Source organism: Cupriavidus sp. USMAA2-4 (assembly GCF_001854305.1).
In the GTDB taxonomy this organism is placed as follows: Bacteria; Pseudomonadota; Gammaproteobacteria; order Burkholderiales; family Burkholderiaceae; genus Cupriavidus; species Cupriavidus malaysiensis.
Window position 1 is genome coordinate 757,121 of the sequence record NZ_CP017749.1, and the last position, 20,223, is coordinate 777,343.

22 protein-coding genes are annotated in these 20,223 nt (G+C 71.8%); 6 read left to right on the forward strand and 16 right to left on the reverse strand.

Features of this window, described 5'->3' with window-relative positions; genetic code table 11:
- Positions 1-104: 104 nt before the first annotated feature.
- Complete coding sequence (locus BKK79_RS23450) at positions 105-374, reverse strand: hypothetical protein (RefSeq protein WP_071040322.1); 270 nt, start codon at positions 372-374, stop codon at positions 105-107.
- A gap of 166 nt (positions 375-540) precedes the next feature.
- Positions 541-2,085 carry a DHA2 family efflux MFS transporter permease subunit gene (locus tag BKK79_RS23455; protein ID WP_071038947.1) on the reverse strand — a complete coding sequence of 515 codons (1,545 nt, stop codon included), beginning with the start codon at positions 2,083-2,085 and terminating at the stop codon, positions 541-543.
- A 141-nt stretch (positions 2,086-2,226) separates the two neighbouring features.
- Between BKK79_RS23455 and BKK79_RS23460 the strand changes: the two genes are divergently transcribed.
- Positions 2,227-2,670, forward strand: a complete 444-nt coding sequence (locus tag BKK79_RS23460) for a MarR family winged helix-turn-helix transcriptional regulator (protein ID WP_071018233.1) — start codon at positions 2,227-2,229, stop codon at positions 2,668-2,670.
- 51 nt (positions 2,671-2,721) lie between these two features.
- On the opposite strand, the gene BKK79_RS23465 is transcribed toward BKK79_RS23460, so the two are convergent.
- Positions 2,722-4,209, reverse strand: coding sequence for an SLC13 family permease (locus BKK79_RS23465; RefSeq protein WP_071038949.1), 1,488 nt, complete (start codon positions 4,207-4,209; stop codon positions 2,722-2,724).
- A gap of 146 nt (positions 4,210-4,355) precedes the next feature.
- On the opposite strand from BKK79_RS23465, the gene BKK79_RS23470 reads away from it, so the two are divergent.
- Positions 4,356-5,225: an AraC family transcriptional regulator gene (locus tag BKK79_RS23470; RefSeq protein ID WP_084085098.1), complete on the forward strand. Its 870-nt coding sequence runs from the start codon at positions 4,356-4,358 to the stop codon at positions 5,223-5,225.
- 31 nt (positions 5,226-5,256) lie between these two features.
- Here the strand turns inward: BKK79_RS23470 and BKK79_RS23475 are convergent, their stop codons facing one another.
- The gene (locus BKK79_RS23475) at positions 5,257-5,667 is read right to left on the reverse strand and encodes an FKBP-type peptidyl-prolyl cis-trans isomerase (RefSeq protein ID WP_071038951.1); all 411 of its coding nucleotides are present in this window, start codon (positions 5,665-5,667) and stop codon (positions 5,257-5,259) included.
- 161 nt (positions 5,668-5,828) lie between these two features.
- Between BKK79_RS23475 and BKK79_RS23480 the strand changes: the two genes are divergently transcribed.
- The 3 genes from BKK79_RS23480 (at position 5,829) to BKK79_RS40520 (ending at position 7,704) form a co-directional block, all read left to right on the forward strand.
- Complete coding sequence (locus BKK79_RS23480; RefSeq protein WP_232346433.1) at positions 5,829-6,482, forward strand: nucleotidyltransferase family protein; 654 nt, start codon at positions 5,829-5,831, stop codon at positions 6,480-6,482.
- 219 nt (positions 6,483-6,701) lie between these two features.
- Complete coding sequence (locus BKK79_RS40515) at positions 6,702-7,568, forward strand: SH3 domain-containing protein (RefSeq protein WP_198173392.1); 867 nt, start codon at positions 6,702-6,704, stop codon at positions 7,566-7,568.
- A complete protein-coding gene (locus BKK79_RS40520) occupies positions 7,555-7,704 on the forward strand; it encodes a hypothetical protein (RefSeq protein ID WP_157128507.1) in 150 nt (49 codons plus the stop codon). The genes BKK79_RS40515 and BKK79_RS40520 overlap by 14 nt, the downstream gene beginning before the upstream one ends.
- Here the strand turns inward: BKK79_RS40520 and BKK79_RS23490 are convergent.
- The 12 genes from BKK79_RS23490 to BKK79_RS23545 form a co-directional block, all read right to left on the reverse strand.
- Positions 7,701-8,729 (reverse strand): FAD-binding oxidoreductase, encoded by a 1,029-nt coding sequence (locus BKK79_RS23490; protein ID WP_071018226.1) that lies wholly within the window; start codon positions 8,727-8,729, stop codon positions 7,701-7,703. The genes BKK79_RS40520 and BKK79_RS23490 overlap by 4 nt on opposite strands.
- A 75-nt stretch (positions 8,730-8,804) precedes the next feature.
- Positions 8,805-10,736, reverse strand: a complete 1,932-nt coding sequence (locus BKK79_RS23495) for a feruloyl-CoA synthase (RefSeq protein WP_335582889.1) — start codon at positions 10,734-10,736, stop codon at positions 8,805-8,807.
- Positions 10,733-11,920, reverse strand: coding sequence for an ABC transporter substrate-binding protein (locus tag BKK79_RS23500; protein WP_071038956.1), 1,188 nt, complete (start codon positions 11,918-11,920; stop codon positions 10,733-10,735). Before BKK79_RS23500 ends, BKK79_RS23495 begins: the two co-directional genes overlap by 4 nt.
- 75 nt (positions 11,921-11,995) lie before the next feature.
- The gene (locus BKK79_RS23505) at positions 11,996-12,775 is read right to left on the reverse strand and encodes a 2-keto-4-pentenoate hydratase (RefSeq protein ID WP_071018223.1); all 780 of its coding nucleotides are present in this window, start codon (positions 12,773-12,775) and stop codon (positions 11,996-11,998) included.
- A gap of 179 nt (positions 12,776-12,954) precedes the next feature.
- Entirely contained in the window at positions 12,955-13,989 is a 1,035-nt protein-coding gene (locus BKK79_RS23510; RefSeq protein ID WP_083384388.1) for an NAD(P)H-dependent flavin oxidoreductase, read from the reverse strand.
- Between the two features lie 64 nt (positions 13,990-14,053).
- Complete coding sequence (gene hcaB / locus BKK79_RS23515; protein ID WP_071018221.1) at positions 14,054-14,869, reverse strand: 3-(cis-5,6-dihydroxycyclohexa-1,3-dien-1-yl)propanoate dehydrogenase; 816 nt, start codon at positions 14,867-14,869, stop codon at positions 14,054-14,056.
- Positions 14,870-14,876: 7 nt separating this feature from the next.
- Positions 14,877-15,437, reverse strand: a complete 561-nt coding sequence (locus BKK79_RS23520) for a 3-phenylpropionate/cinnamic acid dioxygenase subunit beta (RefSeq protein WP_083384387.1) — start codon at positions 15,435-15,437, stop codon at positions 14,877-14,879.
- A complete protein-coding gene (locus tag BKK79_RS23525) occupies positions 15,434-16,885 on the reverse strand; it encodes an aromatic ring-hydroxylating dioxygenase subunit alpha (protein ID WP_084085100.1) in 1,452 nt (483 codons plus the stop codon). Before BKK79_RS23525 ends, BKK79_RS23520 begins: the two co-directional genes overlap by 4 nt.
- A gap of 10 nt (positions 16,886-16,895) precedes the next feature.
- Entirely contained in the window at positions 16,896-17,240 is a 345-nt protein-coding gene (locus BKK79_RS23530) for a non-heme iron oxygenase ferredoxin subunit (protein ID WP_071022142.1), read from the reverse strand.
- Positions 17,241-17,282: 42 nt separating this feature from the next.
- Positions 17,283-18,122: a protocatechuate 3,4-dioxygenase gene (locus BKK79_RS23535; protein WP_071038958.1), complete on the reverse strand. Its 840-nt coding sequence runs from the start codon at positions 18,120-18,122 to the stop codon at positions 17,283-17,285.
- 72 nt (positions 18,123-18,194) lie between these two features.
- The gene (locus tag BKK79_RS23540) at positions 18,195-18,491 is read right to left on the reverse strand and encodes an extradiol ring-cleavage dioxygenase (RefSeq protein ID WP_071038960.1); all 297 of its coding nucleotides are present in this window, start codon (positions 18,489-18,491) and stop codon (positions 18,195-18,197) included.
- 11 nt (positions 18,492-18,502) lie between these two features.
- Positions 18,503-19,324 (reverse strand): alpha/beta fold hydrolase, encoded by an 822-nt coding sequence (locus tag BKK79_RS23545; protein ID WP_071018216.1) that lies wholly within the window; start codon positions 19,322-19,324, stop codon positions 18,503-18,505.
- A gap of 188 nt (positions 19,325-19,512) precedes the next feature.
- Here BKK79_RS23545 and BKK79_RS23550 point away from each other — a divergent pair, with 188 nt between their 5' ends.
- Positions 19,513-20,106: a TetR/AcrR family transcriptional regulator gene (locus tag BKK79_RS23550; RefSeq protein ID WP_071018214.1), complete on the forward strand. Its 594-nt coding sequence runs from the start codon at positions 19,513-19,515 to the stop codon at positions 20,104-20,106.
- Positions 20,107-20,223 lie beyond the last annotated feature (117 nt).

A 20,223-nucleotide genomic window follows, 5' to 3' on the forward strand; every position in this document is an offset into this window, starting at 1 on the left:
CGGATGCCCGTATGAGTGGCCGTATGGGTGCCCGTAGGCTGCCCGCATGGGTACCTGTATCGATCCCTGGAGCCCTGCCATGCCGGCCGGGCAGCCCGGCGGCGTCAGCCGCCCGACGGCGGGCCGGCGAACACGCCATCCTCGAGATCGCGGCGCCAGCGTGCCAGCCAGCCGGGATCGAAGCCGATCGGGTATTCGCGCCGGAACCCGGTGGAGCGGCGCATGACCACGGCGAAGCCGCGCTGGCCTTCGATCTCGTCTCCCTTGGGATCGGTGGTATCGGCGCACTCCAGCACAAAATCCGATTCAGGCAGGCCATGGCGCCGCAGCAACTCGATGAAGATCCGGCGCTCGGCCGTCTCGATCAGTTCCATGTTCGCCTCCTGCGCAGCGCCGCGCGGACCTGCGCCACGCGGGCAGGCGCCGGCGCGCGCGGCCGCCGCCTGCCCATCCATAGTAGGCGGCAAACAAGACGGCGCCAGCTTCATTGCATATGGCGGAACACCAAGGTCCGCCGCGCCGGCCGCCTGCGGCCTGGCGTCAGTCCATCGCCGCGTGCGCGGTGGAGGCGTCCTGCGCCGCATGGCGCGTCGGCCGGATCAGCAGGATCAGCGGCGCCACCAGCAGCGTGGCCACCAGCATCACCTTGAAGTCGTCGAGGTAGGCGATCATCGCGGCCTGCTGGTTCACCACCTGGTTGAGCACGGCCAGCTCGCGCGCGCCGCCACCGCCAGCCAGCATCGATTGCGCGGCGGGGTTGAAGACGCTGACGTGCGCGGCCAGGTCGGCGTGGGCCACCTGGGTATTGCGCGTCAGCAGGGTCTGGATCAGCGAGATGCCGATACTGCTGCCGATGTTGCGCATCAGGCTGTAGGTGGCGGTACCGTCGGCGCGCAGGGCCGGGGCCAGCGTGGAGAAGGTCAGCGCGCTCAGCGGCACGAACACCAGCCCCAGGCCGAAGCCCTGGACGATGCCGGGCCAGACGATGTCGGCCGGCGACAGCACGATGGTGTACTGCATCATCTGCCACAGCGCGAAAGCCGAGATGGCGAAACCCGCGGCCAGCAGCGCGCGCGCGTCGATCCAGCGCAGCAGGCGCCCGGCCAGCAGCATGGCGACCATGGTGCCGGCGCCGCTCGGCGCGGTGACCAGCCCGGTGGTGGCCACGGGATAGCCCATCAGGTTCTGCAGCATCGGCGGCAGCAGCGCGCGCGTCGCGTACATCACCGCGCCGATGACGAAGATGAAGCAGGCGCCGGTGGTGAAGTTGCGGTCCTTCAGCAGCTCGTAGCGGAAGAAGGAACGCGGGCCGGCGGTGGCCGTGTGCACCAGGAAGTAGGCGAAGCTGAGCGCGGCGATCAGCGCCTCGACGCGGATCTCCAGCGAGCCGAACCAGTCGAGCTGCTCGCCGCGGTCGAGCATGGCCTGGAAGGCGCCGATGGCCAGGCTCAGCGTGACGAAGCCGAAGGCATCGAAGCGCATGCTGCGGGTCGGATCGCGCCGCGGCAGGTAGGTCATCACGCCGAACATGGCGAAGGCACCGATCGGCACGTTGATGAAGAACACCCAGCGCCAGTTGTAGCTGTCGGTCAGCCAGCCGCCCAGCGTCGGCCCGAGGATGGGGCCGACCATCACGCCCATGCCCCACACCGCCATGGCCTGGCCCTGGCGCTCGCGCGGGTTGATGTCGAGCAGGATCGACTGCGACAGCGGCACCAGCGAGGCGCCGAAGATGCCCTGCAGCAACCGCGAGGCGACGATCTGCGTGAGCGTCTCGGACAGGCCGCACAGCGCCGAGGCCACCGTGAAGCCGGCGATGGCGATGCCCAGCAGGCGCTTGACGCCGAGCCGGTCCGACAGCCAGCCGGTCAGCGGCGTGGCGATCGCCGCCGCCACGATATAGGAGGTCAGCACCCAGGTGATCTCGTCCTGCGAGGCCGACAAGGTCCCCTGCATGTGCGGCAGCGCCACGTTGGCAATGGTGCTGTCCAGCGTCTGGATCAGCGTGGCCAGCATGATCGACAGCGTGATCATGCGGCGGTTGAGCGGCGCCTCGGGATGCGCCGCCGTGGCCGTGGAAGACATGGGGGGGTCCGGCGGGAAGGTGAAGGTGCAGGCCTTAATAATAAGCAGGCTTATTATACGCGCAAGCCGGGACCGGGCAAGGCAGGCTCCCCCCGGGCCGGCGATCGGGCCCGCCCTGCCCGCCCTCCCTATAATCACGCGATGGAAACGAAACTCGAAAAGCGCTTTGGCTTCCTCGTCGCCGACGTCGGCCGGCTGTCCGGGCGGCGCTTCGACCAGCTGGCGCGCGCCTCGCTCGACCTGACGCGGGCCCAGTGCCGCGTGCTGGCCTACCTGTCGCACTACGGCGAAGTCAACCAGGCCCGCCTGGCCGACCTGCTCGAGGTCGCGCCGATCTCGGCGGCCCGCCTGCTCGACCGCATGGAGGAAGGCGGCTGGATCGAACGCCGCCACAATCCCGCCGACCGCCGCGAGCGCGTGCTGCGCATGACGCACAAGGCCGAGCTGTCGCTGGACAGTGCGCGGCGCCTTGGCGACGCCGTCACCGACGAGGCCCTGGCCGGCTTCAGCCACGCCGAGCGCGAGCAGCTGATGGGCCTGCTGCAGCGCGTGCGCGCCAACCTGTGCGGGGCGGACGAGCCCTGACCCCCGCCCGCCTTTCCCCTGTCTTGCGCACCGCCAGCCGGCGCACCGGCCTCAGTGCAGGTAGCCCAGCACGCGCCACCACAGGTAATCCAGCGGCAGCAGCACCAGCACCGTGATGCCCGCCAGCGCCAGGCACAGGCGCGTACCATGGCGCAGGCCGACGCCGCCCAGTTGCATGGCGATCATGATCGGCGGCGACTGGTAGGGCAGGATCACCGTCGAGAACACCGGCACCTGCAGCATCAGCACCGTCTCCAGCGACAGCCCGCTGGCGGCGGCCAGCTCGCGCGCCAGCGGCGTCATCACCGCCGGCAGGCCCGGCAGCGTGGTCATCAGGCCCAGGCCCGCGCCCACCGCGCCGATGGCCGCCGCATTGGCGGCGTCGTGGCCCGGCGCCAGCGGCAGCCAGCGCAGCAGCGCCGCGCTCACGGCGCTGCCCAGGCCGCTCGACTCGACCACGGCGCCCAGGCCGAGAAAGCCCGCCACGTACAGCAGCGGCGGCAGGTGCACCTGCTCGGCCAGTGCGCGCGGCGACACCAGTCCCACGCCTGGCAGCAGGCAGACGATGCAGGCCGCCAGCGAGATCCAGGCCGGCGAGATGCCGTGCAGCGCATCGGTGGCGAAACCGGCCACGGCCAGCGCCAGCACGATGGCCAGCCGGGTCTCCGCGCGGCTCATCGGCGTGCGCGCGCCTTCCGACTGCGCCAGCAGCGAGCCCTGGTGCGGAAACAGCCGGCACACCAGCCACACCAGCACCACCGTCTTGAGCAAACCCAGCACGGGAAAATGCAGCAGCAGGTAGGCGCCGTAGCTGAGGTTGATGCCGTACAGCGAACTGGCCGCGCCCAGCAGCACGCTGTTGGGGATGTTGGCGGGCAGGATGGTGGTCGGCGGCATGTAGCTGGCCGCGGCCACCGTCAGCACCATGCCGATGCGGCCGTTGGAGCCGGGCGCGAAGCCGAGGCGGTCGGCCACCGCCAGCACGATGGGCATCAGCAGCAGCACGCGCCCGGTGGTCGACGGCATCAGGAAGGCAAGCCCGACCGCGCTCACCGCGATGGTGGCGATCAACTGGCGGTAGCCGGCCAGGCGCCGGCCGAACACCACATCCGCCAGCCGCTGCGCCAGGCCGGTGCCGCGCAGCGCCACGCCGGTGGCGGCGCCGCCGAACATCAGCCACCACGCCGGCGAGGCGAAGCCGGAGAACACCACCTGGGCCGGCGCCACGTGGAACAGGATGGCGCACAGGAAGAACAGCAGGGTCGCGGTCGGCTCCGGCAGCACGCCGAGCGCCCAGCAGCAGACGGTGGAGAGCACCAGCGCGGCCGCCCAGACCAGGGGCGCGGCGGCGCCGGCCAGGCTGCCGCCGGCCCAGGCGATGGCCACGCACAGGCCGATCACGCCGGCCGCGCGCAGCGTGTCGGCCGCGCCGCCGCCGGCCGGTGGCGGGCGCAGCGGAGCCGAGGGAGCCGGGTGAGAGGAGGGAGCGGTGGGTGTTGCGGAAGGCGACGCGGCGGTGGCGTCGATCGGGGTGGCCATGGTCGGATCTCCTGTACGGCCCCGGCCGTCCTGCCCGCGCCCCGCTGGCGGCGGCTTCCCGACGGCGGGTGCCAAGCTGATGCACGTGATCCTAGAGCCGCGCGTGATGGCCGGGTTACACTTACCGGGCAATTTCTTACGAATTCATGCCATCCCCCGCCACCCCCTCGCCAGCGGCCGCGCGCAAGCCGCGCCCCGGCTACGCACCGACCTCGCGCGAGCATCCCAGCGCCGCGCAACCGGTGGTCGCCTACCTGCGCGAGCCGCCGCCCAATGCGGTGATCCAGCGGCACCGCCACCCCTGGGCCCAGGTCTCCTTCCCGCTGCACGGCAGCCTGCGCGTGCAGGCCGCGCACTGCGCCTGGGTGGTGCCGCCGATGCGGGCGGTGTGGATCCCGCCCGGCGTGGAGCATGAGGTGACGGTGCTGGGCGACGTGGATTTCTATGCCTGCTATATCGCGCCGCAGGCCTGTACCTTGCCGGCTGGCGCCTGCGCCGTACTGGAAGTGTCGCCGCTGCTGCGGGAACTGGTACGGGCACTGGCCCGGGACGGGCACCTGGCGGGGCGCCGCGGCGAACTGGCCGCTACGCTGCTGCTGGAAGAACTGGCCGCCGCACCGACCCTCTCGCTGGGCCTGGCCCTGCCCGCCGACCGCCGCCTGAAGGCGCTGTGCGATGCCTTGATGGAAGACCCGGGCTCGGCGCTCAGCCTGGCGCAATGGGCCACCCGCACGGGTGCCAGCGAGCGCACGCTGGCGCGGCTGTTCCGGGAGGAACTGCACACCAGCTTCGGCGCCTGGCGCCAGCAGCTGCGGCTGGCGCACGCGATCGACCTGATGAGCCGCGGCAGGCCGCTCGGCCGCGTCGCGGCCGAGACCGGCTATGCCAACGCCAGCGCCTTCTCCACCATGTTCCGGCGCGCGCTGGGCCAGGCGCCGCGCGACTTCATGGCAAGCCGGCAGGCCGACGACACCGGTGGGGCCGGTGGGACCGCCGAGGCCGGGCCAGGCGCGTAGCCCGGCGGCCGCGCGCCGGGCCGGCCGGGGCTCAGCCGCCGATGCCCAGCAGCTCGACCTCGAAGTTCAGCGTGGCATTGGGCGGGATGGTGCCCGGCACACCGCGCGCGCCATAGGCGGTGGCCGGCGGGCAGACCAGCTTGGCCTTGCCGCCTACCTGCATCTTCTGCACGCCTTCGGTCCAGCACGGGATCACGCGGTTCAGCGGGAAGGAAATCGGCTGGCCGCGCTTGTAGGAGCTGTCGAACTCGGTGCCGTCCGGCAGCGTGCCGCGGTAGTGCACCTTGACCGAGTCGGTGGCCTTGGGGGAGGCCCCGCTGCCCTTGACCAGGGTCTGGATGGTCACGCCCGAAGGCAGGGTCTCGACCGGCGCGGCAGGCGTGGCGGCCTGTGCGGCGAAGGCCAGGGAGGCGGTGCAGATCAGCAGCGAAAGACGTTTCATGGAGATTCGGCGTTGTGGATGGAACGGCAGCCGGTGCGCGGCATGCGGATGCAGCACCCGGCGTACAGCGCGGGCAGCGCCGGCCGGCTGGCCTGCCGGCAGTGTACTCGACCGCGCGCGGCGCTTTGCCCGGCGCCCTGCACATGGAAGAATGAGCGCGGATGACAAAGCCCGCCCCGACCTCTCCCCACCAGCTTGCCCTGCCACGCATGCCGAGCGCGCCGGATGATCCCGCCCAGGCCGCCCAGGCCGCCCAGGCCGCCCGCCTGCGCGCCCTGCTGCTGGCCGATGCGCGGCGCCTGGCACTGCTGCGCGCCGCGGCCGCGCTGGCCCTGCCCGACTGCTGGATCGCCGCCGGCTTCGTGCGCAACGCGGTCTGGGACCACCTCGCCGGGCGCGCGCCGGCCCCGCCCGACACGGACATCGACGTCATCTGGTTCGACCGCCCGGCGGCCGGGCCGGCGCACCCCGGCCTTGATCTCGCCCTGGCGCAGCGCTTGCGCGCGCTCGAACCCGCCGCCGACTGGTCGGTCAAGCACCAGGGCCGCATGCACCGGCGCAACGGCGACCCGCCCTATGCCGACGCCACCGACGCCATGCGCCACTGGCCCGAGACCGCGACCGCGACAGGCGTGCGACTGGGCCCCAGCGGCGATCTGGAGATCGCCGCGCCCTACGGACTGGATGACCTGTTCGCCGGCATCGTGCGGCCGACCCCTGGCTTCCGCACGCGCAAGCGCGACATCTTCGACGCCCGCCTGGCCGCCAAGGGCTGGCTGGCGCGCTGGCCGATGCTGCGCCTGGCAGTGGACTAGGGTCCCGCGTCGCAAGGGCGTCGGCCCGGGCTACCAGGCGGCCACCGGCGGTGCCGGCAAGATCCGGTCACAACTCATACAAAGGCGCATTGGGGTCCACCTCCGCCATGCCTTATGCTGGATAAGACGCCCGCGCCGCCGCGCGGGCGCCGGCTTTCCGCCGCCGGCGGCCGGTTTCCGGCACGCCATGCGGAACAGGCTCTCCGAGGAGGACAACGCATGCGCAAGAACCGACTCGCCCCGGCCGCGCTGGCCGGCCTGGCCGGCCTCGCTGCACTGCTGGCGCAGCCCGGCACCGCCAGCGCCCAGGTGCTCGCCTATACCAACGGCCCGGTGATGATCTATGCCGGCCCCTCGGCCGGCTACCCCGCCGTGGCCCAGCTGGCCCCCGGCACCGCCGTCACCGTGATGGGCTGCGTGAGCGGCTACAGCTGGTGCGACATCGGCGTGTCCAGCCTGCGCGGCTGGGTCTACGGCGGCAGCCTGACCTATCCCTACCAGGGCCGCAGCGTGCCGCTGCTGGGCTATGGCGCCATGATCGGCCTGCCGATCCTGTCCTTCTCGCTGGGCGCCTACTGGGGCGACTACTACCGCGGCCGCCCCTGGTATGGCGACCGCGACCGCTGGTCACGCTACCGGCCGCCCGGCGGTTACGGCCCGCCGCCGCACCCGGGACCGCGCCCGCCGGCCTACGTGCGCCCGCCCGGCCTGCCTCCCGGCCACGCCGGCCCGCTGCCCGGGAGGCCGCCGGGCGGCCATGCCGGCGGGCGACCGCCCGGCCCGGGCCCCGGCGGCTGGCATGGTGGGCCCGGCGGCGGGCACGGTGGACCGGGCGGCCCAGGCGGCTGGCAAGGCGGAGGGCCGCACGGTGGGGGCGGCCACGGTGGTGGCGGTGGCCCTGGCGGCGGTGGCCCTGGCGGTGGTGGACACGGCGGTGGAGGCGGTGGCCATGGCGGTGGTGGGCACGGTGGCGGCCATGGCGGTGGCGGTGGCGGTGGCGGTGGCGGTGGCGGTGGCGGTGGCGGACACGGTGGCGGCGGTGGTCATGGAGGCGGCGGACACGGTGGCGGGCATGACCGGCGCTGACGCGCGGCCGGCGCGCGGCGCCTTCGGCCAGGCACGCCAGCCGGCCACGCCCGCGCGTGCCGACTCCGAGCGCCTCGGGGCAGCCCGCACCCGGGCGGAGTCGATCCCGGCTATCCAGGCACTGCGGACGACCTAAGCTGCCTGCGCCGCCTCGCGCGGCTCGCAGCGCGTGACGAAGGCATCGCTGTGGAAGCGCGCCGGCGGCAATCCGTGATCCTGGCAGTAGACGGTGCGCGCCGCGTCCACCATCAGCGGATTGCCGCAGGCATAGACTTCGTGGCCCGCCAGGTCCGGGATATCGGCCACCACGGCCTCGTGCACGAAGCCGGTACGCCCGTGCCAGCCGGGCGCCGGGTCCGACAGCACCGGCACGAAGCGGCAGCCGGGATGGCGCTGCGCCCAGTGCTCGGCCTCCTCGCGTGCATAGAGGTCCTCCAGCCGGCGCCCGCCCCAGTACAGCACGGCGCCGCGCCGCGCCAGCGCGTCGGCCTGGCTGCGCAGCATGGCGGCGATGGGCGCGAAGCCGGTGCCGGAGGCCAGCAGCACGACCGGTGCCTCGCTCTCGGCAAGCCCGAAGGCGCCGAACGGCCCCTCCACGCGCAACAGGTCGCGCGGTTTCAGCCGTTCGTACACATGCGGCGAGAAGCGGCCGCCGGGCATGGCGCGCACATGCCACTCGATCAGCCCGTCCGCGTTAGGTGGATTGGCCATCGAATAGCTGCGCCGGCTGCCATCGCGCAGAATCACGTCGGCATACTGTCCCGCCTTGAACTGGAAGCCGGCGGATGCCGGCAGCTGCAGGCGCACCACCGCCACGTCGTGGCAGACCCGCTCCACCTCCAGCACGCGTGCGCTGGCCTGCACCACGCGGCGGCCGGGCTCGGCCAGCACCTCGGGCGCACGGATCGCCACGTCGGAACGCGGCACGGCCTGGCAGCTCAGGCACTCGTCCGCCGCCAGCGCCGCCGCGCCATCCGGCCGGCGCCCGGGCGCATAGCCGACCTCGCCCGACAGCAGCTGCACGCGGCAGGCGCCGCACTCGCCGCGGCGGCAACTATGGTGCGGGAAATAGCCCTGCGCCAGCGCGGCGTCGAGCAGGCTCTGCCCGGCATCGCACTCGATCTCCACGCCCGCGGGCTCGATCCTGATCCTGTACTTCACGAATGCTCCTTACGGCTTGGTCCTCGCGGCGCGCGCCGGGGCCGGGACCTGCCCGCCGCGGCACGCGCCGTTGCATCATCGCGGCCGGATCACCGACACGCAGTCCGAATACAGCCGCGCCAGGTCATCGGCGCGGCGCGCCAGCACGGCGCGCTGGTTGATATAGCCCTTGTCGGTGATCTCGCCCTCCTCGATCGACGGCGGCGCCGACAGCAGCACCGCGCGCACGGGCCGCTGCGCCGAGCCCGCGCCCCGGCACAGTTCGGCCAGCACGGCCGCCAGCGCCTCCTGCACGGCCGGATGGCTGCCGAGCGACTTGCCGCACAGCGCGCCGGCCGCGTCGCCGGCGAGCTGCCGCAGCGGCGCCGCGGGGAAGATCATCAGGCCGATCTCGTCGCGGTCGTGGCCGGCCACCACCACGTCCATGGCGTAGGGCGACAGCGCCGACACGGCGCGCACGCGCAGGGTGCCGACCGAGACCCAGGTGCCGGTGGTCAGCTTGAAGTCCTCCGAGACGCGGCCGTCGAAGATGACGCCGCCGTCCGGATCGCCCGGATCGGCCAGCAGGCCGGCGTCGCCCATCTTGTAGAAGCCCTCCTCGTCGAAGGCCTCGCGCGTCTTCGCTTCGTCGCCCAGGTAGCCGGGGAAGATCGACGGGCCGCGCACGCGCAACTCATACTTCTGCTGGCAGGGCGCGAACTTCAGTTCCAGGCCCGGCACCGGCACGCCGATATTGCGCGTGTCGGTGGTGGCGAAGTGGGCGCTGGTGATCACCGGGGAGGTCTCGGTCGAGCCCCACTCCGTGGTGAAGAACAGCGGCGCCTGGCGCGCGCGCCGCGCCACCGCGCGCAGGCGCTCGGCGATCGGCTGCGGCAGCGCCGCGGCGGCGAAGAACAGCATGTCGAGCCGGCCGAACAGCGCCTCGGCCAGCGCCGGGTCCGCTTCCAGGTAAGGAAGCAGCACGTCGTAGCCGCGCGGCACGTTGAAGAACAGCGTGGGCCGCACCTCGCGGATGCCCTGCATGGTCTGCTCGATGGCGCCGGGCGCCGGGCGGCCGGCGTCGATGTACAGGGTGCCGCCGTTGCGCAGCACCAGGTTGAAGTTGTGGTTGGCGCCGAAGGTATGGCTCCACGGCAGCCAGTCCAGCACCACCGGGCGGGCGCGGTCGACGAAGGGCCAGCACTGCGCGATCATCTGCTGGTTGGCGCACAGCATGGCATGCGTGTTGGGCACCAGCTTGGGCGCCCCGGTGGAGCCCGAGGTCAGCAGCACGCGCGCCACCGTGGCACCGTCGACCGCGGCAAAGGCGGCGTCCACCTCCGGCCCGGGGCGCGCGGCCAGCAGGTCGTCGAAGCTGAGCGCGCAGACGATGCCGCTGCCCGCCGCGCCGCCGCCGAAGGCGACCGGGCAGGCCGGACGCCAGCCGGCGATGGCGCCGCCGTACTGCGCGCCGTCCTCGGCGTAGAGCAGGCCCGGCCCGAGCCGGTCGAGGATGGCATGGAGCTTGGCATGGTCGCGCGCCAGGCGCGTATAGGCCGACGACACCACCGCGATGCGGCGCCCCACGTGCATGGCCGCGAGCGACAGCAGCGCCAGGTTCACGCTGTTGTCGGACAGGGCCACCACCGGCGCCTCGGGCGCCACGCCCAGGTCGAGCAGCGACTGTGCCAGCGCGCGCACCGCCGCCAGCGCCTCGCCGTAGCCGACGCGGCGCCAGCCCGCGCCGCCCGGCGCGCGCTCGGCCAGGAAGGGCTGGTCGGGAGCCACGCGCGCCCAGTGTTCGAGCCAGTCGCCGATGCAGCGGTCGTAGGGCTGCAGCGGCTCGGCCGAACGCAGCACGAAGCTGCCGTCGGCGCGGTCCTCGCGCAGGATGCGGGGCCGTGCCAGCGCCACCGGCATGTCCGGCACCAGCCCTGCGCCGCCGTGCGTGGCAGCGGGCGTGGCAGCGGCGGCAGGAGCCGCGGGGATCGCGGCCCGCAGTGCGGTCTGTGCGGTCTGTGCGGTCATGGCTGCAGCCTCCAGCCACCGTCCTGTACCTTGACCAGCACGCGGCCGCGCGTGTCGTAGGCGGAATGGTCGCTCTTGCTGACGGTGATCACGCCATGCGAGCCGGGCAGGTCGGCGGTGGCCTCGATGGCATCGCGCAGCGCCTGGCGGAATTCCGCGGTGCCGGGCTGGGCGCTCTTGCCTGCCGCCGCCACCGCGCGCTCCAGCACCAGGTAGGCGTCATAGGCGTAGCCGGCGAACAGGTCGCGCGAGCCGGCGCCGTAGCGGGCCTCGTAACGCTTGACGAAGTCGCTCGCCACCGCCTTGCTGGGATGCGCGGCCGGCAGCTGCTCGGCCACCAGCAGGGCGCCGGCGGGCAGCACCACGCCATCGGCGCTCTTGCCGCCCACGCGCAGGAAATCGTTGTTGGCCACGCCGTGGGTCTGGTAGATCGGTCCCTGGTAGCCACGCTCGCGCAGGGTGCGCATCGGCAGCGCCGCCGGCGTGCCGCTGCCGGCCACCAGCACCGCGTCCGGGCGCGCCGCCAGCAGCTTGACCGCCTGCCCGGTGACGGCCTGGTCGGTGCGCGCATAGCGCTCGCTCGCCACCAGGCGGATGCCGGCCGCCTGCGCGCGCTGCGCCACGTCCTTGAGCCAGGATTCGCCATAGGAATCGCTGTAGCCGATGAAGCCCAGCGTCTTGACCTGGCGCGCGCGCATATCGTCGAACAGGGCCGCCGACATCACCGCCACCGACTGCGGCAGCGAGAAGGCCCACTGCAGCCATTCCGGCTTGGGCACGAAGGGGCACAGCCCGATCGAGGGCGTGCGGCTCTCGGCGGCGACGGCGGCCACCGCCAGGCAGGCCGGCGTGGTGGAGGAACCGACCACCGCGTCCACCTTGTCCTCCTCGATCAGCTTGCGCGCGTTGCGCGACGCCGCCGAGGGATCGGTGGCGTCATCCAGCACCACATAGCGCACCGGCTTGCCGCCCAGCGTCGCGGGCAGCATGCCGATGGCCTGCTTCTCCGGGATGCCGAGCGAGGCGCCCGGCCCGGTGGCCGACACGGTGACGCCGATCGTCACCGCCGCGCCCTTGGGCGCCTGCGCGTGCAGCGGCACGCACCAGGCGGCCAGCGCAAGGGAAAGGCCAAGGGCCAGGGCCGGGGCCAGCCCGGCACGGTGGCCCGCGCGGCGTGGCTGCATGGGGTTCTTCCTGTGTTCAACTCGCATTGCGGTCTCCTCTGGCCCGTTCTGGCGACGGGCGCTTGCGTCCATCGATCAATCGGCCCGGCACTGCACCTTCCCCAGGCCGTCCACCTCCAAGTGCAAGGCATCGCCGCGCGCCAGCGCGAACATCGGTCCCAGCGCGCCCGACAGCACCACGTCGCCCGCGCGCAGCGGCTCGCCCAGCGCAAGCAGCGTGCGCGCCAGCCACCAGGCGGCGTGCAGCGGGTGGCCCAGGCAGGCCGCGCCGCTGCCCTCGGAGGCGGGTTCGCCGTTGCGCGTGAAGCGCATCGCGCAGTCCGCCAGCGCCAGGTCGGTGATGCGGCGCGGGTCCGTGCCCAGCACGTAGAGCCCGCAGGAGGCGTTGTCGGCGACCGTGTCGACCAGCGTGATGCGCCAGTCGGCGATCGCGCTGTCGACGATCTCGATGGCGGGCAACGCGTACTCGACCGCGCGCAGGAAGCGGCCCCAGGTGGGCGCTTCGTCAAGGTCGCGCCCGATCACGAAGGCGATCTCGCCCTCCGCCTTGGGCTGGATCAGCGCGCTGGCCGGGATCTCGGCCCCGCTGACGTACTCCATGTCGGCAAACAGCACGCCGAAGTCCGGCTGGTCGACGCCGAGCTGCTGCTGCACGGCGCGCGAGGTCAGGCCGATCTTCTTGCCGCTGAGCACGCGGCCTTCGGCCAGCGCGCGGCGGGTGTTGGCGGCGGCGACCGCGTAGGCGGCCTCCAGGCCGGCGATGCCGAAGGTCTCGGACACCCGTGCGATGGGCGTGCGGGTGCGGCGGGCCTCATGGAGGGCATCGGCCGCTAGTTGGATGGGCTTGGCTGTCATGCTGTGTCTACCTCTTGGGTTCTGTAGCCGGTCCGGATGCCGGCGCTCTGGCCGGCGCAGTTGCCGGCGCAGTTGCCGGTGCGCATACCGGGACGAATGCGCAGGCGGAAACGGATGCGGAAACGGATGCGGATGCCGTGGCGGGACCCGCGCGGGGGATCGCCCGCGCCACCCGCCGCTCAGGCGGCGAGGCGGGGCCCGGCGGCCCGGGCGTGGCGCTCCAGCAGCGCCGGCAAAGCGCGTGCCTCCTGCCGCAGGCAGTCCGCATAGCCGTCCGCCAGTTCGTCGACCACCTGCCGCACCGGCGCCACCGCGCGCACGGCGCCGACGCCGTGCCCGGCCGACCAGACGTGTTTCCAAGCCTTGGGCGCGGCGGCGATATCGCCGGAGAAATCGATCCTGCCCGGCTGCCGCAGCTGTTCCTCGCTGAAGCCGGCGGCCTCCAGCGTGGGGCGCAGCCAGTTGGCGGGCACGCCGGAGACGGCCGAGGACAGCACCAGGTCGTCCATCTCGCTGGCCACCAGCAGGTCGCGGTAGGCCGGCGCGGCCAGGCTCTCGGGCGTGGCGATCAGGCGCGTGCCCACCACCACGAAGTCGGCGCCGAGCAGTTGCGCCGCGCGGATCTGCGCGCCGCTGGAGATGGCGCCGGCCAGGCCGAGCGGGCCGTCCCAGAAGCGGCGCACCGCCTCCAGGAAGGCAAAGGGGTGGTACTGGCCGGTGTGGCCGCCCGCGCCGCTGCTGACCAGCACCAGGCCGTCCACGCCGGCATCGATGGCCTTGCGCGCCAGCGCGGGCGTGATCACATCGGCCATCACCAGGCCGCCGTAGCCGTGCACGCGCTCGAGCACGCGGCGCGGGCTGCCCAGCGCGGTGGTCACGATGCCGGGACGGTAGCGCTCGACCAGCGCCATCTCGGCGTCGAAGCGGTCGTAGCTGCTGTGCACGATCATATTGAGCGCCCAGGGCGGGCCGTCGGCCGCCGCGGCATGCGCGGCGATCCGCGCCAGCGCGGTCTCCAGCGCGCCGATATCGCGCGCGTTGGGCGCCGCGTAGGTGCCGACGATGCCGGCGTCGCGGCTGGCGCAGACCAGTTCCGGACTGGACACCAGGAACATGGGCGCGGCCATCACCGGCAGGCGCGCGGCGCCGAAGGCGGCGCGCAGCGCGGCCTGCGCGGCGGTGCCACTGGCTGGCGGGGATTGGGGGGCGGTCATCGTTGTCTCTTTGTCGTTGTCTTCGGTGAGTCTTCGGTGATTCGTCGGGCTGCCGGCGGCGGCCTCAGGACTGCGGCTTGCGCCCCGGCCTGCCGCGCACCTCCCAGCCGCCGTCGCTCTGCAGGATGGCGGCGGTGGTGGCCGGCGAATTGCTGCGCGAGGCCAGCAGCACGTAGTGCCCGGCGTGGTCCTCCGGCTGGGCGATGAAGCCGAGCGGCATGGCGTTGGCCACCGCCTCCGAGAAACCCGGGATCTCCGACAGCCGGGCGTCCTGCTTGCCGAGCGCCTCGGGCCCCTTGAGCGGCGTCACGGTGCCGCCGGGCGCCACGCCGTTGACGCGCACCTCGGGCGCCAGCTCGTAGGCGAGCTGGCGAATCAGGCCCACGCCCGCATGCTTGGAGGCGACGTAGGCCGCGCCGCCGCCGCCGGCGTAGAAGGCCGCGTTGGACAGCGTGAAGATCATGCTGCCGCGGCTCTCGCGCAGCGCCGGCGCCGCCGCATAAGCGGCCAGCAGATAGCCCAGCACATTGACGTCGAACACCTCGCGGTAGGTGCGCGCGAGCTGCTCGCCGTCGCTGAACTTGCGCAGCGGTGCGAAGTAGTCCCACACGCCCGCGTTGCCCACCAGCGTATCGAGCTTGCCGAAGGCGGCCACGGTGGCGGCCACCGCCGCTTCGTTGGCCTGCGGCGAGCGCACGTCGCCCACCGTCACCGCCACGCGCGCGCCGAACTCGGCGCGCAGCGCATCGGCCGCCGCGGCATTGCGCACCAGCGCGCCCACGCCCGCGGCGCCCTCGGCGAGGAAGCGCCGCAGCACCGCCAGGCCGATGCCCGAGCCGGCGCCGGTCACCAGCGCCACGTCCTTGTCTAGCCAGCCCATGTCGGTGTCAGAGGAAAGTGTTGAGGTTCTTGGACAGGAACAGCGACTGCGTGATGACGATCTTGCGCCGGGCGATGCGGAACTCGCCCGCCTCCGGCTCGCCGTGCACGCGCAGCAGGTCCTCGCGCCGGCCCAGCAGCAGGTCGTTGTCGGCCTCGCCGCGGCTGCGGTAGTTGACGAAGACCGAGTGCACCAGGTACTCGCCGGCGGCCGCGCCGTGCAGCGCCTCCACATTGCTGATCACGTGCACGTGGCGGGTGGGCGGGTCCTCGGCCCAGGCCGACGGCTGCTGGAAGCGCGCCACGCGGCGCGACAGGTCCAGCAGGTTGTCGTCGAAGTAGGCGCCGCGCCCCGGCGCATAGGCACCCAGCTTGTCCGCGCGCCGGCGGTTCTCGATGGCGGGCATCCAGTAGTGGATGTCCTCGCTCATCAGCGCCAGCCAGTCCTGCCAGCGCTCGGCGTCGAGCAGGCGTGCCTCGCGGTAGAGGAATTGCGTGATGCGATGGGCGGTGGGCAGGTCGACCGGAGCGGCCGCGTCGATGCCGGCTTCCTTGGGCAGCGCGCTCATGCGGCCTCCTTGGCCTGCTGGCCGTAAGTGAAGGCGCTGTCGGGCAGGGCCGGCTTGTCGCGCTCCGGCACCTCGTGCCAGGCGCGCGCCTGCATCAGGTCCAGCCAGCGCTGGTAGAAGGCGCGGTGGTTGGCCTCGTTGACCTGGTTGCGGTAGACGTTGCCCGGCAGGCCGCTGCCGTCCAGGCGCGTGCCGCGCCCCAGGCCCATGTACAGGTCCTGCTGGCGGGTGACGAAGCCGGCGTTGGTGCGGGTGGAGAACTCGAAGTTCTCGCCATCGTCCATCTCGAACACGCCGGAAGGCGAGAACGTCATCATGGTGCCCTTCAGCCAGCGGTCCTTGATGTCCTGCGGCGCGCTCTTGTTGACGATGGTCCAGGTGTGCAGTTCGATCTTGCCGGGACCGCGCGGATGCCACACGCGGAAGGTGTTCTGCCCCGGCAGGAAGGACAGGTTGGGGAACACGCTGACCGAGGAGATCGAGCCGATCATCTTGGAGCGGAACTCGCCCAGGCGCTGCGCCACCTTGGGCTGGATGCCGTACAGGTACTTGCGGATCTCCTTGTCGCCCAGCGTGGCGGCGTTGCCGACCACGTCGAGGTTGAACTCCCAGCCATGGCCGTTGACGTTGACGTGGTAGGAATCGGGATCCTTGTACACCTCGGCCACCGGGCCGCCCAGCATGGCGCGCGCGGCCGAGTCGTGGGTCCACAGCGCGTGGTAGATGTCGCCGATGAAGTTCTCCACCGGCACCTTCCAGTTGCAGCGGATCTCCGACTTGACGCAGCCGCCGATGAACTCGGTGCCCTCGCCGTCCATGTCCAGCATCACGTCCAGGTAGTAGCGGAAATCGCCCAGGAATTCCTCCAGCGAGGGCGCGTCCGGGTCCATGTTGCCGAACACCAGGCCCTTGTAGCTGGCCACCTGCGCCACCGGGTGCAGCCCGTGCTCGGCACGGTCCATGCCGCTGGCCTCGAACAGCTCCTGCCCCGCCATGCCGCGCAGCGCGCCGTCGATGCCGAAGCTCCAGCCGTGGTAGTTGCAGATGAAGCCGCGCGCATTGCCGGCGTCGGTGAAGTTGAGCTTGTTGCCGCGGTGCGGGCAGGTGTTGAGGAAGGCCTTGATCGAGCCGTCCTTCTGGCGCACCACGATGACGTTGTCCTCGGCCATGTAGGTGGTGACGTAGTCGCCGGCCTTTGGAATCTGCGATTCGTGCGCGAGGAACAGCCAGCTGCGCGCGAAGATCTTCTCCAGCTCCTGCTCGTAGACGCGCTGGTCCCAGTAGACGCGGCGCGACAGGCGGCCGCTGTCCAGGTCGATCAGGCGCTCCAGCCCCGGCAGCGGCTCGCTGGCGGGATCCTTGCGCAGGCGTTCGCAGTTGCCGGTGCAGTCGTGCGCCGGCGTGCCGGGGGATGCGGTCGATGCGGTCGATGCGGTCGATGCGGTCATGTCGTCCTCCTCAAATGGCCGAAGCGGCTGCCTCGGACTCCTGCTCGAGGTCGGCGTAGATGGCGTCGCCCTCCTCGATCACCTTGTAGGTGCGCAGGTCGACCGTGCAGGGAAAGCCCATGGCCTGCCCGGTGGGGATATGGAACTGCCCGTCGTGCAGCGGGCAGGCGATCAGGTCGCCGTCGACGATCTCGCCCGCCGACAGCGAGGCGGTCGCGTGCGTGCACACATCGCTGGTGGCGTAGAAGGTGCCGTCGACGTTGTAGACGGCGAGCGGGCAGCCCGGCGTCTCCACCTTGCGCACCTCGCCAGGCTGCAGCGCATCGCGCTGGATCAGGAAAATCTTCTTGCTCATCTTTGCTATCCGGTTACCCTGCCGGCCCACATCGCGGCGGCCTCACTGCAGGTGCAGTTGGACGAAACCCAGGCCGGTGACCCACTCGGGCACCGCCTCGTAGGCGATCACCTCGCCGCGCGCGCCTTCCAGCGCGCCCATGGCACAGGCCCAGTTGCGGATCTCCATGCCGCCATTGCCGCCGTGGGCCAGGATGTAGTCGTCGCGCAGCGCGGCCAGCGCCGCCAGGTCGCCGCGCACGGCGTAGTCGAGGATCTCGCGGTCGAAGGCCTCGTTGACGCGGCCCATCTCCGCGGTGCCGACCCAGTGGCTGATGCCGCCGCTGCCGATCACCGCGACCCGCTCGCCGGCATCGAACGATGCGACCGCGTCGCGGATCTGCCGGCCCACCTCGATGGCGCGGCCGATACGGATATAGGGATCGACACCGGCGGCCAGGTAGACCGGGATGGTGCCGACCGCGTGGCCGGCTTCGCGCAGCGGCTGCACGATCAACTGGTTGGGAATGGCGATGGCGTGGTCCACCGTCAGCGCGCGCGCCACCGCCCAGTCGAAGCCGCGCGCATGGCCGTCGGCGGCGATGTGGGTGGCCAGCGCCTCGCTGTTGGGAATCACGCCGCGCTTGAGGCCCGGCATGGCATCGAGCGGCCCGTCGACATCGCCGGTGCCGATCAGGTAGCTCGGCAGGCAGGCGGTGCCGAACAGCATGTAGTGGTCGGCACCGACGATCACCACGCTGGTGGGCGCCAGCTCCGCCAGGCGCCGCGCGCACTGGCCGAAGGCACCCCACATGCGCTCCTGCACCGCGGCCGCGGGAGCCTGCGGCGCGACGAACATCACGGGATCATGCGGCACCAGGAAGCCGCCTACGATCTGTCCCATCTTCTTCCTCTATCCTCGTCCGGGTGGCGCGGCGGGTGTCCCCGCCCGCCACCGATGGCCTGCTGTGGCCGGCTATGGCTTGAGCGCCGCGCTGTGCACCGGTTCGTGCGCACCGAGCGGGCGCAGCTTGCGCATGTAGGCACGCATGTCGCGCTCGGGCGACAGCTCCTGCCAGAAACCCATGGTCAGCATCGGGTTGACGCCGGCCTGCTGCAGGCCGAGCACGTCGAAGCCGGTCAGCATGGCGCGCTCGGCCTCGCTCAGCGCGAAGCGCCGCAGGTAGGCAGCGGCGTCCTCGCGGAAACGCTGCTTGGCGGCGCGGTCCACGGTGAGCTGGTGCAGCACGCGCTCGAGTACGTTGCGGCTCATGGCGTGCGTCCTCAGGCGCAGAAGTCGGCGACCAGCTTGAGGAAGGTGTCGCGCCGCTCGGTCTGCACCCAGTGGCCGCAGCGCCCGAACAGGTGCAGGTCGGCGTTGGGGATGGCACGCGCCAGCAACTGGCCGCAGGCCGGCGGCACCACGCGGTCTTCGCGGCCGTGCAGCACCAGCGTGGGCGCCTCGATCTTGGCCACCACATGCTCGGGGAAGCCCTTGACGACGGTGGGGCCGTCGGCATTGGGGCGGGGAATCAGCTTGCGCAGCGCGTCCTGCGCGCCCGGACGGGCGCTGGCTTCGTAGCGCGACTGCACCATCTCCGGCGTGATGATCGACTGGTCGAAGGGGAACAGGCGCATGGTGCGCTCCATGTTCTCCGGCGAGGGCTCGTACTCCCAGGCCGAGCGCAGGCCCGGCGTCTGCTCGAACTCGCCGGCCGGCGTGCCCAGCAGCACCAGCTTGTCGACGCGCTTGGGATCGAACACGGCCAGGCCCAGCGACAGCGCGCCGCCGAAGGAGTTGCCGACGAAGGAGGCCTTCTCGATCTCGAGCGCGTCCAGGATGCCGACCAGGTGGCGCACCCACAACTTGATGTCGTACTTGGCGTCGTCCTTGAACTCGGTGAAGCCGAAGCCGGCGATATCGGGAACGATCACGCGGAACGACTGCGCCAGCTCGTTCATCACGCCCTTCCAGTTGGTCCAGCCCGACACGCCGGGGCCGGAGCCGTGCAGCAGGAACAGGGGCTTGCCCTGGCCCAGGTCGAAGTAGTTGGTCTGGTGCTCGGCGGCCAGCAGCGTCTTGCCCACGCCCTCAAACTTGCCCATCGGTTTCTCCATACACATACGTATGTGTATGGTATGGAGGCAATCGGCGATGGTCAAGGCGATATCCTTCGTAATTCCTAGGTGTTAACGCGCATTGCGATGACAACCATACAATACATTACCGTATGGAACAGGGACGGTAGAATGCAGGGCAGTCCTTGCCCGCCGCCCTGAAGTCTGGAGTCCACATGCCGAGAAGTCCCGCCGAGCCCTCCCCGCAGCCGCGCAGCCAGCTGACGCCGGAAGACTGGATCCGGGCCGCCCGCAACCTGCTGGTCAGCCGCAGTGTCGACGCCGTGCGCGTCGAAGTGCTGGCCAAGGAGATGTCGGTCACGCGCGGCAGCTTCTACTGGCACTTCAAGGACCGCGACGACCTGCTGCACCGTATGCTGATGGCCTGGCGCGACGAGGCCACCGAGCAGATCATCTACCGTTTCGAGCGGCGCGGCCTGCCGCCGCGCGAGCTGATCCGCGACCTGCTGTCGCTGCCCTTCCGCGGCGAGGCGGCGCAGGAAGCGGCCTCCACCGAACTCGCCATCCGCGCCTGGGCACGCCGCGACGAGCGCGTGCGCCAGATCCTCGACGAGGTCGACGCCAAGCGCCTGTCCTATATCGCCCAGTGCTTCAGCGCGCTCGGCTTCGGCATCGCCGAGGCGCGCGGGCGCGCCTTCGCGCTATACAGCTATGAATTGTCGGAGTCACTGCTGGCCAACCAGGGCACGGCCGCGCAGAAGGAAGAACGCAAGGCGCTGATGGAGCGCCTGCTGCTGGCGCCTGCGTAGTTTGACGCGCACCTGGTCCATTGCGTCAGAGAATTTCGCGGACTAAGTCCGCCCTAAGCCTGTCACTGAGCCGCACGACGCGTCGTCACGAATGCTCGCAAGGCTCCAGCCTTGCGG

Excerpts from the sequence above, each read along its gene's own strand:
- BKK79_RS23450 (WP_071040322.1), bottom strand. The coding sequence starts at position 374 with ATGGAACTGATCGAGACGGCCGAGCGCCGGATCTTCATCGAGTTGCTG.
- BKK79_RS23455 (WP_071038947.1), bottom strand. The coding sequence starts at position 2,085 with ATGTCTTCCACGGCCACGGCGGCGCATCCCGAGGCGCCGCTCAACCGC.
- BKK79_RS23460 (WP_071018233.1), top strand. The coding sequence starts at position 2,227 with ATGGAAACGAAACTCGAAAAGCGCTTTGGCTTCCTCGTCGCCGACGTC.
- BKK79_RS23465 (WP_071038949.1), bottom strand. The coding sequence starts at position 4,209 with ATGGCCACCCCGATCGACGCCACCGCCGCGTCGCCTTCCGCAACACCC.
- BKK79_RS23470 (WP_084085098.1), top strand. The coding sequence starts at position 4,356 with ATGCCATCCCCCGCCACCCCCTCGCCAGCGGCCGCGCGCAAGCCGCGC.
- BKK79_RS23475 (WP_071038951.1), bottom strand. The coding sequence starts at position 5,667 with ATGAAACGTCTTTCGCTGCTGATCTGCACCGCCTCCCTGGCCTTCGCC.
- BKK79_RS23480 (WP_232346433.1), top strand. The coding sequence starts at position 5,829 with ATGACAAAGCCCGCCCCGACCTCTCCCCACCAGCTTGCCCTGCCACGC.
- BKK79_RS40515 (WP_198173392.1), top strand. The coding sequence starts at position 6,702 with ATGCGCAAGAACCGACTCGCCCCGGCCGCGCTGGCCGGCCTGGCCGGC.
- BKK79_RS40520 (WP_157128507.1), top strand. The coding sequence starts at position 7,555 with ATGACCGGCGCTGACGCGCGGCCGGCGCGCGGCGCCTTCGGCCAGGCA.
- BKK79_RS23495 (WP_335582889.1), bottom strand. The coding sequence starts at position 10,736 with ATGACCGCACAGACCGCACAGACCGCACTGCGGGCCGCGATCCCCGCG.
- BKK79_RS23500 (WP_071038956.1), bottom strand. The coding sequence starts at position 11,920 with ATGCAGCCACGCCGCGCGGGCCACCGTGCCGGGCTGGCCCCGGCCCTG.
- BKK79_RS23505 (WP_071018223.1), bottom strand. The coding sequence starts at position 12,775 with ATGACAGCCAAGCCCATCCAACTAGCGGCCGATGCCCTCCATGAGGCC.
- BKK79_RS23510 (WP_083384388.1), bottom strand. The coding sequence starts at position 13,989 with ATGACCGCCCCCCAATCCCCGCCAGCCAGTGGCACCGCCGCGCAGGCC.
- hcaB (WP_071018221.1), bottom strand. The coding sequence starts at position 14,869 with ATGGGCTGGCTAGACAAGGACGTGGCGCTGGTGACCGGCGCCGGCTCG.
- BKK79_RS23520 (WP_083384387.1), bottom strand. The coding sequence starts at position 15,437 with ATGAGCGCGCTGCCCAAGGAAGCCGGCATCGACGCGGCCGCTCCGGTC.
- BKK79_RS23525 (WP_084085100.1), bottom strand. The coding sequence starts at position 16,885 with ATGACCGCATCGACCGCATCGACCGCATCGACCGCATCCCCCGGCACG.
- BKK79_RS23530 (WP_071022142.1), bottom strand. The coding sequence starts at position 17,240 with ATGAGCAAGAAGATTTTCCTGATCCAGCGCGATGCGCTGCAGCCTGGC.
- BKK79_RS23535 (WP_071038958.1), bottom strand. The coding sequence starts at position 18,122 with ATGGGACAGATCGTAGGCGGCTTCCTGGTGCCGCATGATCCCGTGATG.
- BKK79_RS23540 (WP_071038960.1), bottom strand. The coding sequence starts at position 18,491 with ATGAGCCGCAACGTACTCGAGCGCGTGCTGCACCAGCTCACCGTGGAC.
- BKK79_RS23545 (WP_071018216.1), bottom strand. The coding sequence starts at position 19,324 with ATGGGCAAGTTTGAGGGCGTGGGCAAGACGCTGCTGGCCGCCGAGCAC.
- BKK79_RS23550 (WP_071018214.1), top strand. The coding sequence starts at position 19,513 with ATGCCGAGAAGTCCCGCCGAGCCCTCCCCGCAGCCGCGCAGCCAGCTG.